Origin of the sequence: Paenarthrobacter sp. 22069, from assembly GCF_052046035.1 — a bacterium.
Taxonomy (GTDB): domain Bacteria; phylum Actinomycetota; class Actinomycetes; order Actinomycetales; family Micrococcaceae; genus Arthrobacter.
The window spans coordinates 29655-43339 of record NZ_JBQEQF010000010.1 but is presented as its reverse complement, the minus strand read 5'-3'; the positions used below and the strand labels follow the sequence as shown (position 1 = coordinate 43339).

15 protein-coding genes are annotated in these 13685 nt (G+C 66.5%); 8 read left to right on the top strand and 7 right to left on the bottom strand.

The window, feature by feature from the left end; genetic code table 11:
• Positions 1–75: 75 nt before the first annotated feature.
• On the top strand, positions 76–2307 hold the full coding sequence (locus ACTJK0_RS09895) for a catalase (protein WP_440745033.1): 2232 nt from the start codon (positions 76–78) through the stop codon (positions 2305–2307).
• A gap of 148 nt (positions 2308–2455) precedes the next feature.
• Entirely contained in the window at positions 2456–3055 is a 600-nt protein-coding gene (locus ACTJK0_RS09890) for a hypothetical protein (protein WP_110542331.1), read from the top strand.
• Between the two features lie 5 nt (positions 3056–3060).
• Here ACTJK0_RS09890 and ACTJK0_RS09885 read toward each other — a convergent pair whose 3' ends face one another.
• From ACTJK0_RS09885 to serS, 4 genes are all read right to left on the bottom strand, one after another.
• Entirely contained in the window at positions 3061–3645 is a 585-nt protein-coding gene (locus ACTJK0_RS09885) for a histidine phosphatase family protein (RefSeq protein ID WP_440745032.1), read from the bottom strand.
• A 66-nt stretch (positions 3646–3711) separates the two neighbouring features.
• On the bottom strand, positions 3712–4599 hold the full coding sequence (locus tag ACTJK0_RS09880) for an HAD family hydrolase (RefSeq protein WP_110542547.1): 888 nt from the start codon (positions 4597–4599) through the stop codon (positions 3712–3714).
• A gap of 127 nt (positions 4600–4726) precedes the next feature.
• On the bottom strand, positions 4727–5782 hold the full coding sequence (locus tag ACTJK0_RS09875; protein WP_440745031.1) for a hypothetical protein: 1056 nt from the start codon (positions 5780–5782) through the stop codon (positions 4727–4729).
• A gap of 139 nt (positions 5783–5921) precedes the next feature.
• Positions 5922–7202 carry a serine--tRNA ligase gene (gene serS, locus ACTJK0_RS09870; RefSeq protein ID WP_440745030.1) on the bottom strand — a complete coding sequence of 427 codons (1281 nt, stop codon included), beginning with the start codon at positions 7200–7202 and terminating at the stop codon, positions 5922–5924.
• Between the two features lie 88 nt (positions 7203–7290).
• Between serS and ACTJK0_RS09865 the strand changes: the two genes are divergently transcribed.
• A complete protein-coding gene (locus ACTJK0_RS09865; protein ID WP_440745029.1) occupies positions 7291–8370 on the top strand; it encodes a diacylglycerol/lipid kinase family protein in 1080 nt (359 codons plus the stop codon).
• A 64-nt stretch (positions 8371–8434) separates the two neighbouring features.
• Here ACTJK0_RS09865 and ACTJK0_RS09860 read toward each other — a convergent pair whose 3' ends face one another.
• The 3 genes from ACTJK0_RS09860 to ACTJK0_RS09850 form a co-directional block, all read right to left on the bottom strand.
• Positions 8435–8638: a hypothetical protein gene (locus tag ACTJK0_RS09860; RefSeq protein ID WP_440745028.1), complete on the bottom strand. Its 204-nt coding sequence runs from the start codon at positions 8636–8638 to the stop codon at positions 8435–8437.
• A 94-nt stretch (positions 8639–8732) separates the two neighbouring features.
• Positions 8733–9713: a prephenate dehydratase gene (gene pheA, locus ACTJK0_RS09855; RefSeq protein WP_440745027.1), complete on the bottom strand. Its 981-nt coding sequence runs from the start codon at positions 9711–9713 to the stop codon at positions 8733–8735.
• Positions 9713–10039, bottom strand: coding sequence for a rhodanese-like domain-containing protein (locus ACTJK0_RS09850; protein ID WP_110542324.1), 327 nt, complete (start codon positions 10037–10039; stop codon positions 9713–9715). Before ACTJK0_RS09850 ends, pheA begins: the two co-directional genes overlap by 1 nt.
• A gap of 197 nt (positions 10040–10236) precedes the next feature.
• Between ACTJK0_RS09850 and ACTJK0_RS09845 the strand changes: the two genes are divergently transcribed.
• The 5 genes from ACTJK0_RS09845 (at position 10237) to ACTJK0_RS09825 (ending at position 13610) form a co-directional block, all read left to right on the top strand.
• The gene (locus ACTJK0_RS09845) at positions 10237–11643 is read left to right on the top strand and encodes an amidase (protein WP_110542323.1); all 1407 of its coding nucleotides are present in this window, start codon (positions 10237–10239) and stop codon (positions 11641–11643) included.
• Positions 11644–11788: 145 nt separating this feature from the next.
• Positions 11789–12016, top strand: a complete 228-nt coding sequence (locus ACTJK0_RS09840; RefSeq protein WP_440745026.1) for a hypothetical protein — start codon at positions 11789–11791, stop codon at positions 12014–12016.
• A gap of 148 nt (positions 12017–12164) precedes the next feature.
• Positions 12165–12368, top strand: a complete 204-nt coding sequence (locus ACTJK0_RS09835; protein ID WP_440745025.1) for a hypothetical protein — start codon at positions 12165–12167, stop codon at positions 12366–12368.
• 177 nt (positions 12369–12545) lie between these two features.
• Positions 12546–12989, top strand: a complete 444-nt coding sequence (locus ACTJK0_RS09830; RefSeq protein WP_440745024.1) for a LapA family protein — start codon at positions 12546–12548, stop codon at positions 12987–12989.
• A gap of 39 nt (positions 12990–13028) precedes the next feature.
• Positions 13029–13610, top strand: a complete 582-nt coding sequence (locus ACTJK0_RS09825) for a dihydrofolate reductase family protein (RefSeq protein ID WP_440745023.1) — start codon at positions 13029–13031, stop codon at positions 13608–13610.
• Positions 13611–13685 lie beyond the last annotated feature (75 nt).

The window sequence follows — 13685 nt, the reverse complement described above, 5'->3', positions numbered from 1 at the left end:
CCTGTAGGGTCCTAAGCAAGCTTAGCTTTCGTCGCGGCGGACGCTGGGAACATCGAAATGTGGGGAGATCAAGACATGCCAGCCGAAGACGACGTTGTAGTTCCCGGGGTGCCGGCCAGCGAGCCGCCGGCACTTGAAGAACCCGCTGCCCCGCGGGAGCCGCTGCCGCCCAAGCCGGACCAGCGGGGTCCGGAAGCCGTGTCGCCCACCGGAAGCCCCACCGGCGCACCTGCCACTGCCCGGGCCCAGTCGGGCCAGTACCTGACCACCGCCCAGGGTCTTCGCCTGCAGGACACGGACCATTCACTGAAGGCCGGCGCACGCGGCCCCATCCTGCTGCAGGACCACCATCTGCGCGAAAAGATCACCCACTTTGACCACGAGCGGATTCCGGAGCGCGTGGTCCACGCCCGGGGCGCAGGCGCGCACGGCGTCTTCCGCTCCTACGGGACCGCCTCCAACGTCACCCGCGCCGGTTTCCTGGCCGCGGATGTTGAGACTCCCGTTTTCGTACGGTTCTCCACGGTGCTGGGCTCACGGGGATCGGCGGATGCCGTCAGGGATACCCGCGGGTTCTCCACGAAGTTCTACACCGATGAAGGCACCTACGACCTGGTGGGCAACAACATTCCGGTGTTCTTCATCCAGGACGGCATCAAGTTCCCTGACGTCGTCCACGCGGCCAAGCCCCACCCGGACCGGGAAATCCCCCAGGCCCAGAGCGCGCACGACACCTTCTGGGACTTCGTCTCGCTCCACACCGAGGCGCAGGCCCACACCATGTGGAATATGTCCGATCGCGGCATTCCCCGGTCATACCGGACCATGGAGGGCTTCGGTGTCCACACCTTCCGGCTGGTCAATGCCGACGGCGACACAACGTTGGTGAAGTTCCACTGGAAGCCCAAACAGGGTGTCCACTCGCTGGTCTGGGAAGAAGCGCAAATCATCAACGGCATGGATCCGGACTTCCACCGCCGTGATCTGGCCGATGCCATTGAAGCCCGCGCCTACCCGGAGTGGGAACTCGGCATCCAGACGTTCCCGGACACGGAGGACCAGATGTTCGAAGGCATCGACCTCCTGGACCCCACTAAGTTCGTTCCCGAAGAACTCGCTCCGGTGCAGCCCATCGGTTTGATGACCCTCAACGCGAACCCGACGAACTACTTCGCAGAGACCGAGCAGGTGGCCTTCCACCCGGGGCACCTGGTGCCGGGCATCGACGTCACCAATGATCCCCTGCTGCAGGTCCGCCTCTTTTCCTACCTGGACACCCAGATCTCGCGCCTGGGCGGGCCCAACTTGGCCCAGATCCCGATCAACCGGCCGCAGGCCCCGGTGAACGACATGCTCCGTGACGGCATGCACCAGACGGCGGACCATGCAGGAGTTGCCCCGTACCGGCCTAATTCCCTGGACGGAGGGTGTCCGTTCCTGGCCGGACAGGACATGGGAGCGTTCGTGGACGTGCCTGCCGCAGTTGCGGAGTCCGTCAAGGAACGCCGCAACCCGGCCTCGTTCGATGACCACTACAGCCAGGCCCGGCTGTTCTTCCGCAGCCTGAGTGCCGTGGAGCAGGACCATGTCATCCAGGCGTACACGTTCGAGCTCGGCAAGTGCTACGAAAGCGCCGTCCGCGAACGCCAGCTGCAGGCCCTGGCGAATATTGACGCCGCGCTGTGTGCCGCGGTCGCCGCAGGCCTGGGAATGCCTGCCCCGGAGGCCAGCGAGCAGGTGGCTGACCATCACCGCAGCCCTGCGCTGTCCCAGGTTGGCCAAACGTGGCCGGTGGCCGGGCGCGTGGTGGGCATCATCGCCGATCCGTCCAGCGACCTGTCCCAAGTAGACGTTGCCCGCAAGGCGCTCGACGACGAGGGCATCGTTCCGCTGGTCATCGCGCCCACGGGCGGCGCGCTTTCCTCCGACGGACTTTCGGTCACGGTGCAGCGGACCTTCCTCACGGCACGGTCCACGGAATTCGACGCGCTGCTTGTTGCCGGCGGACAGCATCCTGCCCCCGACGCCACGGCCGGGCGCGACGCCAAGGCCGGGGAGCCGGCCGGAGCCCCGGATCCGCGCATCGCCCTCATGCTGTCCGAGGCATACCGCCATGCCAAGGCCATTGGCTTCTGGGGTTCTGGTTCCGCCGTCCTGGACGCGGCAGGCATCCCCCAGGCGGCGGTGGGCGTAGCTGCAGGAGACGACGCAGCGTCGGTAACCTCCGCGGTTTCTGAACTCCTTGCCGCCCACCGCGCCTGGGAGCGTTTCCCGGCAACGGGCGCAGCTCCGGACCAGGCAAGCTGACCAGGCAGGTTGGTCCGCCGGTTTATGGGCTGAGGGTCCGCGTCACCGTGATGCGGACCCTCAGCCGTATTCCCTGTGAATCAGGGGCGCTGACCAGTCGTAACATGCCGGTTCCACTGTTCCTACTTCCGGGTAGTGTGGACCCAGAATGTTCACCCTGACCATCAACCAGACGGACAGCCGGCTCGACGGAGACCAGGTCCCGCAGCTGCTCAAGGCGTTGCGGCACATCCCCGCGCGCCTGGACTTCGACCGGTCGGTGGAGGACGAAGTGCAGGGAATCGTCGATTGCCCGCAGCAGGCCGTGGATGCTGCGCTGATCGCACTGCGCAGCGGGCACTGGTATGTGGGGATCGGCGCGGGGCCGGTGAACGAGCCGTTGCCCAACCAGGTCAAGGACGCCTCCGGCCACGGCCTGGTCTACGCCCGCCGGGCGGTGGACCGGCTCCGCAGCAGCAAGGAGCGGGTGCCGGTTGCCGTGGAGGGTCCGCTGGCCGATGTAGCCCACGACGCCGAGGCCATCCTCCGGCTGCTGGGGCACATTGTGCGGGACCGCTCAGAGGCGGAGTGGCGGGTCCTGGACCTGCTAACGCCCGGGGTCCGCGGGCAGCAAAAGGCCGTAGCCCAGGAACTGGGGATCACCACCCAGGCTGTCAGCAAGGCGGTGGCACGGGCCCAGTGGAATGAGGAGCATGCTGCCAGGCCGGCGGCCGCCAGGTTGCTCACGCTGATCCTGGCGGTGCAGTAACCGGTTCAGCTGCTGGTGGCGGCCATAACGGGTTCGCCGTTGAAGTACTCCAGGTTCCACCCGTCGACCTTGTGGTGGTGGGCCAGATTGAGGGCCGCGTTGTCCACGCTGGTGAGGGTCTGGCCGATGGCGCGGCTGAGGGTGACGCGCAGCAGGGTTCCGTGGGTGACCACCAGGAGCCGCTGGCCGCGGAACTCCTCGGCGAGGGCTTCCAGGGCTGCAATGCCGCGGTCGGCGGCCGCGTCTTCGCTTTCGGCACCCTTGAAGCCACCCGGAACACGCAGCGCCTCCAGCTCGGGGCCGGCCTGCATCCCTTCGGCGGGGCCGAAGCTGCGCTCGATGAGTTCGGGGACGCGGCGGGCGACGCTCAAGCCAAGGCCTTCGGCGATCAGGTCGGCCGTCTCAGCGGCCCGGCTCAGCGGCGAGGACACGATGGCATCCCATTCGTACGGGGCAAGGATTCCCACCGCGGCACGCGCCTGGCCGCGCCCCACGTCGTTCAGGGGGATGTCGGTGGATCCCTGCAGCCGGCGCTCGGCATTCCAGTCGGTCTGGCCATGGCGGACGAGGGCGAACGTCGTAAGGGTCATGCTTCTATTCTGCCTTGGCGCCGGCCGCGGCCCGGAATCGCGGCAGCGGACCCTGCCCTGCGCAGCTCAAAGGAGGCTGCGCAGCACGTGGGCCGCGCCGTCGTCGTGCACGGAGTGGGTGACCTCATCCGCTGCGGCCACCACTTCCGCGGGAGCCTGCCCCATGGCCACACCCCTGCCGGCCCAGGCGAGCATCTCGATGTCGTTCCGGCCATCACCCACCGCAACCGTCAGGTGCTCTTCGAAGCCAAGCCGGACCCGGAGGTTTTCCAGGGCGCTGGCCTTGGTGACACCGGCGGCGGCGATGTCCAGCCATGCGGTCCAGCCCACCGAGTAGGTCACGCCCGCAAGCCCCACGTGGTTGATGGCCTCGTTGAACTCCTCGGGCGTGTTCTCGGTACTGAACACCACCACGCGCACGGCCGTGGCCTCCAGCATGGTGTGGAAGTCAACGCCGATGGCCTCGACGCCGAAGCTGGCATCCTGGAACCGCTCGGTGGAAAGGAAGTTACCGTCGGCGTCCTCGAGCGCGTATTTGGCGGACGGCAGCCGCTCCCGAAGCGCACGGAGGGCAGGCGCTGGGTCGAACGTGGCCTTGTGGATCACCTCGTAGCCGTTGTCCAGTTCAGGGTGGAGCCGGAGCGTCACGCCGCCGTTGCAGCAAATGGCGTATCCGCGCTCGATGCCGATCTTTTCGATGATGGGAAGGGTGGCATTCAGGGAGCGGCCGGTGGCAATCATCACTTCATGCCCTGCCGCCACCACCGCCTGCGCGGCCTCCCGTACTCCCGGGGACATGTGGCCGTCGTGGTTTACCAGGGTGCCGTCCACGTCCAGGGCGACCATGAACTTACGGTCGACACCGGTGAAGCCGGCGTTGTCCTGGTGGTTGTCTCGATTGGTGTCTCGCCGGTCATCGTTGCCGGCGACTGAGGTTTCAGTCAGCGTTGTCATCCACATAGTGAACCAGACGTAACTGACAGGCGCTAGGACGCGGACCACAGGTTTATTGAACTGTTGGTAAACACGGTGGATTTCCACACGCGGCGGCAGTCCTGACCTTGTTCGCTCATCCGCGCCTTCACGGTTCTGATGTGCGAACAAGGTCCTGATTCATGGCCGACGGCGCGCCGCCGCCCGGCCTGAGTCCGGCGGCGAGGAGCTTGCGCCGCAGTTTGTCGGGGTCCGTGAGGTCAGCCCACCGCCATCGGAGGAAGCCGTGGCCGAGCGCCCGGATTCGGTCCTCGCGGAGCTTCTCCCTGTACACGGCCTCGTCAGCGGTAACCCCGTCACGCAAGGCGGCCTGCACGTACTTCCCCTTGCCGTCGAACTCCCCCACCACACCTTGGGAAGGCCACCAGAAGTCGCTCCTGCCGATGAAGCCCCTGCCGTCGCTAAAGACCTGTTGCAGGACGGGCTGTTCGAAACCAAGCAACTCTATGACGGCCCGACTGTAGGACTCACCAACAGACTCAGGCTGTGGGCTGGCAAGGGCAGCCGCCCTTTCCGCCCGGCGGCGGGCGGCCGCAGACGGCAGGCCTGCTATGCCGTCCGCCATACCTGGCACGGACAGCAGGCTGGCACCATGCTCCAGAACACCGTCCGCGAGGAATTTGCGGGCGGCCCCGTCCGCGAGTACCAGTGCCTGATTCAGTTCCGCAGAGCCCAGGACGTCAACAATGGTCTGGATGGGCCCCGTACACAGGAACTCACCGAAGGGCACGGCTTCGAACCCCGTGATGAGGCGGTACCGAAGCGGATACGAACGCGTGCGGCGCACTTCCTGGGCGGTTCCGTTCCCGCCCAGGACCAATAGCGGCGACTTCCGGACGCCACTGCGCCCGCGAAGCGTCGTGGCGAGCTCGACGCAGGGTGGCGTCCCCAACGTCGGCAGCCCACTTGCCGCCGCTGCCGTTTGCCCGCACAAAACCGCACCTTTGACCGACCTGGAGACTGCCGTCGTCGTCCATGCGAACCGCTCCGAAGGAAGCGCACGCAGCCAGTCCTCCGTAGGCACGTAAAAGCCGCGCCGGATCCGGACGAGCTCTCCTGTCTTGAAGGCGCGATGAAGGTTATCGGTGCTGGCCCCGGTGCGCAGGATGGCAGCGGAATCGATCAGGCCCGGCGGTATCTCCATGCCAACAGGATGCTGGACCGCGGAGGCCGGGTCGTGGGTCAACGACCCGTATGTGCACAAGCCCCAGCCAGGCCTAAGCATGTTCGCGGATCAGGACCATGAAGGTTCGGATCCGCGAACAAGCTTATGAAAGGAACCCCTAGAGAACCGGGAGGACCTCGAGGCCGCCCAGGTACTTCTGCAGTGCCTTGGGGACGTTAACCGATCCGTCCGGATTCTGGTGGTGTTCCAGCAGCGCCACGATCCAGCGGGTGGTGGCCAGCGTGCCGTTCAGCGTGGCCACGGCGCGGGTGCCCTTGACGACGCCCGCTTCATTGACCACACGCTCCCGGATGTTCAGGCGGCGGGCCTGGAAGGTGGTGCAGTTGGACGTGGACGTCAGCTCGCGGTACGCACCCTGGGTGGGAACCCAGGCTTCGCAGTCGTACTTGCGCGCGGCTGAGGTGCCCAGGTCGCCGGCGGCGGTGTCGATCACCCGGTACGGGAGCTCGCACTTGGCCAGCATCTCCTCTTCCCAGGCCAGGAGCCGCTGGTGTTCCGCGGCGGCTTCCTCAACGGTGGTGTAGATAAACATCTCCACCTTGTTGAACTGGTGGACGCGGATGATGCCGCGGGTGTCCTTGCCGTGCGATCCGGCCTCACGGCGGTAGCAGGAGCTCTGGCCCGCGTACCGGATGGGACCTGCCGAGAAGTCCAGGATCTCGTCCGCGTGGTATCCGGCGAGGGCCACCTCCGAGGTGCCCACCAGGTACAGGTCGTCCTCGGCCAGGCGGTAGATTTCGGCGTCGTGCTTGACGTCGAAGCCGGTGCCCTGCATGGTCTCGGGCCGAACCAGCGTGGGGGTGATCATCGGAACGAAACCGGCTTCGATGGCCTGGTCCATGGCCATCTGCAGCAGGGCCATCTCCAGGCGGGCGCCCACGCCGCGCAGGAAGTAGAACCGTGCGCCGGAGACCTTGGCCCCGCGTTCCATGTCGATGGCGCCGATCAGCTCACCGATCTCCAGGTGGTCCTTCGGCTCGAAGTCCCGGAATTCACGCGGCGTTCCGACAGTCTTGACCACCACGTAGTCGTCCTCGCCGCCTTCGGGAACGCCGTCCTCGATGAGGTTGGGAATGGTGCGCAGCAGCTCTTCCTGCTTGGTCTGCGCGGCATCAGCCTCGGCGGAAGCTGCCTTGACGGAGTTGGCCAGCTCCTTGACCTCGGCGAGCAGCGCCTGCTTTTCCTCGCCTTTGGCCTGCGCCACCTTCTTGCCGAACACGTTCTGTTCAGCCCGGAGGTTTTCAAAACGGAGCAGTGCGGTACGGCGGGCGGAATCCGCGGAGATGATCGCGTCCACCACTGATTCGTCGGCCCCGCGGGCACGCTGGCTGGCACGGTACTTGTCCGGGTTTTCGCTGAGGTCTTTTACGTCGATCACCAGACAAGGGTATCCAATTCAGTGCACGACGGCGGGCGCCCGGCTGCGTGCCGCCGCCCGCCGTGCGCCGGGCTACTGTTGAACCACCATGAGCGACTGGATTCTCTACCTGCTGATTGCGGTGGCGCTTGCCTTCGCCACCTCAAGCTGGTGGGGCGTGCGCCGCCTCAAGGCACTGCATATACGCAGCACGGTGGCCGGTGATTCCTACGACTCAGGGCTGGCGCAGCAACGGGTGGCCGTGGTCCTGAATCCCATTAAGGCCCGGGCCGACGAAGCCAGGGGAATGATCCACAGGGCTTGCCTGGCCGCGGGGTGGCAGGCGCCGGTTTTTTACGAGACCACCGCGGAGGACCCCGGCTTTTCCCAGATCAAGGCCGCGCTGACCGGCAAACCCGACGTCGTCCTGGTGGGTGGCGGTGACGGCACGGTCCGCGTGGTGGCTGAGGCGCTGGCGCACACTGAGATCGCGATGGGCCTGATCCCGCTGGGGACCGGAAACCTGCTGGCCCGCAATGTGGACTTGGACGTTGGTGACCTGCATGCAAGTGTCCAGACCGCCTTGTTCGGCCGCCAGCGCTACATCGATACCGCACGGATGGCCATCGAGAACTCACGGACCGGCCACTATTCAGAGCACGTGTTCCTGGTCATTGCCGGGATCGGCATGGACGCCGAGGTCCTGGCCGACACCAACGCAGGGCTGAAGAAGGCCGTAGGGTGGCTGGCCTACACGGAAGCCGGCGTCCGCCACCTGCCGGGCCGGCGCAAGAAGGTATCCATCTCCCTGGACGACAGTCCCGAGCAAATCCGCAACATCCGCAGTGTACTTTTTGCCAACTGTGGCCTGGTGCCGGGAGGCATTGACTTCATTCCGCAGGCCATGATCGATGACGGAATGCTCGACGTGGTGGTGATGAGTCCCCGCAGCGTGATGGGCTGGCTGCTGATGTACGTGAAGATCATGTTCAAGCACAGCGGAAAGCTCCCGATCATGACCGTGTACCGGTCCGGCCGGGTGATCATTAAGTGTCCCGAGCCCATGCCGACACAGCTCGACGGCGACACGTCCGGGGAGGCGACAAAGCTCACCGTTCAGGTGGAACCACGGTCGCTCCTGGTCCGCGTGAGGGGGCAGGCACACGGCAGCAGCGCCGTGATGCGGTAGATGGGAGAGGCGGCGGCAGCAAGGGCTTCGGCGCCACGTTCGATGGCGCCGGTCCCCACTGCGGTCAGGCGCTGGCTTTCTTTGCAGCCTCTGCGGCGGCTTTAGCGGCGGCGCGGGCCTCGGATTGCTCACGGATCATCGCCTGCTCCTCTTCGAAGCGCAGGCGGTCGGCGCGGTCGGCATCATCCCCGTCCCAGTCCTGGTTGTCCGCGGCGGGATTGGGGTTGACGATCATACCCTGGCCGTCATTGTCATCGCTGCTGGTCATGACCCTCTCCCTTCATTTGGGGCCATACCCCTTGTGGATCAAGCAAGCATACGCATTGTCCACACGCCGGGGAAGTGGTCCGGACCGTATTCACCTACGCTGTGGGCGAAGCTGCGGAACCGTTTTCACCTGCAGCTGATGCGGCACCAAGGATGGAGCGGACCCATGATCCAGCAGCCGAAAATGCCGCGTCAGAGGTGTGTTCCGGAACAGGTGTGGCTTGCCTGTCGGCCCTCGCATACGAACCCAGGAAGCGGATACCGGGACTGATGCGGTGCAGCCCGGCTAGCGCATCCGCCACCCGGGCCTCTTCGGCGTGGCCGTCCGCGTCGATGCTGAAGAAGTAGTGGCCCAGGTACTGGCCGGTGGGGCGTGACTCGATCCGGCTGAGATTGACCCCGCGGCTGGCAAACTGGTCCAGGATTTCCATCAGCGCGCCGGGACGGTCCTCGGGAAGCGGCACCACTACGGTCGTCTTGTCGGCGCCGGTCCGCTCCGGCAGCGGGCCGGGCCGGCTCACCAGGATGAAGCGGGTCACTGCGCCCGTGTTGTCCCCGATGTTCTCTGCGAGTACGGCCAGTCCGGGGTTCTCGCGGGCCACGAGCGGGGCGCAGATCGCTGCGTCATAGGGGCAGTCTTCCGCGAGCAACCCCACAGCGGAGGCGGCAGTGGAAGAGCCCGGGACATATTCTGCATGAGGAATGTTGCTGTCCATCCATCCCCGGCACTGGGCCCAGGCATGTCCGTGCGTGGAAACCTGGCGCACGTCTGCCAGCCGCGCTCCGGGCCTGGCCGCCAGGACGAAACTGATGGGCACCAGGACTTCCCGGACAATCCGCAGTTCGTGGCCAGTGGCAATCGCATCCAGGGTGGCAGTAACGCCGCCCTCCACCGAGTTTTCAATGGGAACCATCGCGGCGTCGGCCGACCCTCCGCGGACCATCTCCAGGGCCGCATTAACGTTCGACGCCGGGACGCGGGTGGCCTGCAACGCGCCGGGCACCTGCAGCAGCGCTGCCTCCGTGAACGTCCCCCCGGGTCCCAGGAAGGCGTACACGGGGGAGTTTGCGGGCACTAAAGCACCAAGGGCTTCAGCCCGTTGTCCGAGACCAGAGGCTTGCCGGATTCCAGCCACTGGTCCATGCCGCCGGAAACGTTAATGGCAGTGTAGCCCTGGCCCGTCAGCCATTGGGCAGCCCGGAAGGAACGCCCGCCGGTCCGGCAGATGACGTAGATGTCCTCGTCGGGGTCGAGCTCGTCCAGCCGGGCCGGGATCTGGTCCATGGGGATGTGAAGCGCGCCCTCTGCATGGCCGGCCACCCACTCATAGTCCTCCCTGACATCAAGGATGACGGCGTCGGCGGGGACGTCCTGGACGGGGACGGTATCGAAATCACTCATCGGGAGTCCTGTCTTGGCGGATTACAGTCAGGATTAAGCCTAGTAGGTCCGGCTCCCGCCGGCGGGTGTGCGGGCAAGGCTAGGCTTCAGGATGAAGTTGGAGGCTTCCTCTTGCCTGGAAGCCACAACCCCCGCAGCCCGGCTCCGCCCGCACCTGCAGTCCGGAAACCATTCACACAGAGGGACAGGAGCACCGCATGGCTGAACTTCACGAACTGCCGGCGGTGGCACTGCGGAACCTGCTGCACAGTGGAGAGGTGTCCGCCGTGGAGGCCGCCGCCCATTTCCTGGCCCGCATCGAACAGCGCAACCCCCTGCTGGGCGCCTTCATCACAGTCACCAACGAGCAGGCAATGGAGCAGGCCGGCGCAGCTGATGTCCTCCGCTCCCGCACCGACGGCGGCGATCTGCCCCTGCTGCACGGCATGCCGCTTGCCTTCAAGGACCTCACCGACGTCGCCGGCGTGGTGACCACCCACGGCAGCGCCGCCCTGGACCACAAACCCGCCCCGGCGGACGCCCCGCTGGTGTCCCTCTTCAGGGACGCCGGCGTGATTTCGCTGGGCAAGACCCAGGTGCCCGAATTCGGACTAACGGCCTACAGCGAAAACCGCATCGCGCCGCCGTCGCGCAATCCCCACGCACCCAGCAGGAGTTCGGGCGGTTCCTCCGGAGGCAGTGCGGCCGCCGTCGCGGCCGGGCTGCTCCCCTTTGCCCCGGGGACCGACGGCGGAGGGTCAGTCCGGATACCAGCTGCGGCATGCGCACTCGTCGGGTTGAAACCGGGCCGCGGGCTGGTGGCCGCCGGGGAAAGCGCGGGAGATCCTGCACGGTTGGTGGTGCCCGGCCCGCTCGCCCGGAGCGCGGAGGACGCAGCGCTGATGATGGACGCCATGGCGCCCGGCGGTCATTACCTTGGGGCGCTTCGGGAGGAGCCGCCGCGGCTGAGGATCGGCATCACGCTGGACAGCCCCTGGTCCAGCACGTTCCCCTTTACACCGGAGCAGGAGGCCCTGGACGCGCTGCACGTGGGCGAAACCCTCCTGGAGCACGCGGGCCATAGCCTTGGCGACGCTTCCGTCCGTTACGACAACCGGTATCCGGACGCCTTCACCACCGCCTGGACGGCCGGGGTGGGCGCTGCCCGGATCAGCCCCTCACGCGAAGCATCGCTGGCACCCCTCACCCGGACCTTCCGGCGGCGCGCCCAGCAGCGCAGCCCGGCCAAGCTTGCCGAGTCGCTGGCATTCCTGCGGCGGTTCCAGCACGACACCCTGGCCCAGTATGGCGAGTGGGACCTGATGCTGATGCCCGCACTGGCGCAGACCCCGCGTCCAGTGGGGTGGTTCACCGGCACCGCCCACGGCAGTGACCGCTGGCCGTCCGCGCAGTGGCCCGGGGATGCCGACGGCGACTACCGGAAGCAGTGCGAGTACGCGCCGTGGTCGTCGATGGTGAATGTCTGCGGGCTGCCCGCCATCACCATTCCGGTGCACTGGACCGGCGGTTCCACCGGCAGCGGACTTCCCATGGGGATCCAACTGGTGGGCCCGATGGGTTCCGAAGCCCTCCTCCTGCAGGTGGCCCACCAGTTGGGCTTCTAGGAGCACTTCTTCCAGGAGCACCGCGGCCCTTGCTGTTGACCTGAACCTAACGGCGGCTTAACCCGGCCGTAACCTGGCCTGCCCAGACTGGTAAGGCGCCACCACTGTTCCTCCACCATCAATGCTCCACGAGGAGTTGTCCTGCATGAACGCTGAAACCAACGCGACCGGCGCCGAAGCTGACGCAGCGGCCGCCGACGAGCGCCCGGACCTGAGCAACACCAACGTCCGGGAAGACCTGGCCATGACCGGCCGGTGCGCCCTGGTCCACCTGCCCACCGGCAGGACCTGCCTGCTTCCGCTGCGCCACCAGGGTCCGTGCGACTTCCATGGCCCGCAGGAGGCCCAGGACGTGGTGGCTGCCGGCGGCTAGAGCGGGGCGATTCGAGCGCGCAGGCAAGTTCCCGGCGCTCCCGATTTCCACGGAATGAAATGTCCAAGCACAGGCATTTCCGCTGACTGTCGACTCCTGGAGGGATCAGGAGGACGATTAATAGGCAGTCACCATAAGGAGGTCTGTGATGTGCTACGCATCAAGCAAGGACTTTGGGTGGGGCGCCAGGAAAGAAACCACGCGCCGGCCTGAAGCGGAACCGGAAACCCCTGCGGAGACGCAGGAGAAGCCGGTCAAGGCACCGGATTTCACGTTCTGGGCCTTCCCCAAATGGCGCAGGACGCCTGCGCCAGGCGCCCCCTCCGCTGAACGGAGCAAGGAGCGGGTTTGACGTCCGGCCGGGCAACCCGGACTGGAGTCTACGGAGGGGTCCCCGGCCGGGGCCCCTCCGCCATCCGCACCTTTTGCAGCCGCCGGCGCCCGCCGTCGTTCCGGTCGTTGTGCTGCGCAGACCAAGGCGTCTATGGTTGAACAATAAGCATGCTTAGCATTCGGGAAGAGGACGACTATGAGCGCAGGACAGAGTACGCCTACACCTGACAGGCAGCCGGAAACCGAACCTGGCACGGCACAGCCCATTCCCACTTCAACATCCCCGGTACGGCCGGCGGGCTACGGCAACGCGCCCTCCTACCCGGTGGATGGTCCGGAAACCACAGGCACCGGGCCGACGGCGGGGGCTACTCCCGAACGCAAAGTCACCCGTGCCGGGGTCATTTGGGCCGCGGTGGTGGCCGCCCTGGTGCTTTTGATCTTGCTGATCGTCTTTATCCTGCAGAACCAGGAGCAGGTCCTGGTGAAATTCCTGGGCTTTGAGGGCTCCGTCCCGCTGGGCATGGCACTGTTCATCGCCGCCGTGACGGGCGGAGTGCTCGTAGCCGTGGCCGGCGGCGCGCGGATTCTGCAACTTCGCTCCAACGCCCACCGGGACAGGGCCCGGCAGCGCAGGTAGCCGCAAGCTGTCCGACCGGCGCGGGAAAGGCTGGCAACAGTGGGCAAGGTTGTGGTGGCCAACCACGTGACGCTCGACGGCGTGATGCAGGGACCCGGCCGGCCGGACGAGGATACCCGCGGCGGCTTCAGCCATGGCGGCTGGGCGGTTCCCCATGCAGACCAGGCCACCGTCCACAAGATGGGCGAACGGATGGGCCCGGAGCACGCCTTCCTGTTCGGACACCGCACTTACGGACAGCTGCTGGAGTCCTGGAACCGGCAGGGCGGCCCCTTCAAGGAGGCCCTGCTCAATACGCCCAAGTACGTCGCGTCGAGGAATCCGGAAACCCACCTCGAGTGGCCCAATTCAACCCTCCTGCACGGTGACGTTGCCGCCGCCGTGCAGGAACTCAGGGCAGGCACCAGCTCAAACCTGGTGGTCATGGGCAGCGGGGAGCTGATCCGCTCGCTCATGGCCGCCGACCAGATCGACGAGTACCTGCTCATGATCCATCCCGTCGTCCTGGGCACGGGCCACCAACTCTTCGCCGGCGGCACCCGCACCGCGTTGCGGCTGTTGGAAGCAGAACCTACTGCCACCGGCATCATGGTGGCCCTCTACACTCCCGACCGCCGGTAGGCGACAGCGCGCGGCCCGAACCGCCGTCGACCCCCAAACACTCCGCACCGCGGTCCACCCCAGGGCCCCAGTGAG

Bases quoted from the DNA above. Each gene is read 5' to 3' on its own strand.
- ACTJK0_RS09895 (WP_440745033.1), top strand. From the start codon at position 76: ATGCCAGCCGAAGACGACGTTGTAGTTCCCGGGGTGCCGGCCAGCGAG.
- ACTJK0_RS09890 (WP_110542331.1), top strand. From the start codon at position 2,456: ATGTTCACCCTGACCATCAACCAGACGGACAGCCGGCTCGACGGAGAC.
- ACTJK0_RS09885 (WP_440745032.1), bottom strand. From the start codon at position 3,645: ATGACCCTTACGACGTTCGCCCTCGTCCGCCATGGCCAGACCGACTGG.
- ACTJK0_RS09880 (WP_110542547.1), bottom strand. From the start codon at position 4,599: ATGACAACGCTGACTGAAACCTCAGTCGCCGGCAACGATGACCGGCGA.
- ACTJK0_RS09875 (WP_440745031.1), bottom strand. From the start codon at position 5,782: ATGGAGATACCGCCGGGCCTGATCGATTCCGCTGCCATCCTGCGCACC.
- ACTJK0_RS09865 (WP_440745029.1), top strand. From the start codon at position 7,291: ATGAGCGACTGGATTCTCTACCTGCTGATTGCGGTGGCGCTTGCCTTC.
- ACTJK0_RS09860 (WP_440745028.1), bottom strand. From the start codon at position 8,638: ATGACCAGCAGCGATGACAATGACGGCCAGGGTATGATCGTCAACCCC.
- ACTJK0_RS09850 (WP_110542324.1), bottom strand. From the start codon at position 10,039: ATGAGTGATTTCGATACCGTCCCCGTCCAGGACGTCCCCGCCGACGCC.
- ACTJK0_RS09845 (WP_110542323.1), top strand. From the start codon at position 10,237: ATGGCTGAACTTCACGAACTGCCGGCGGTGGCACTGCGGAACCTGCTG.
- ACTJK0_RS09840 (WP_440745026.1), top strand. From the start codon at position 11,789: ATGAACGCTGAAACCAACGCGACCGGCGCCGAAGCTGACGCAGCGGCC.
- ACTJK0_RS09835 (WP_440745025.1), top strand. From the start codon at position 12,165: ATGTGCTACGCATCAAGCAAGGACTTTGGGTGGGGCGCCAGGAAAGAA.
- ACTJK0_RS09830 (WP_440745024.1), top strand. From the start codon at position 12,546: ATGAGCGCAGGACAGAGTACGCCTACACCTGACAGGCAGCCGGAAACC.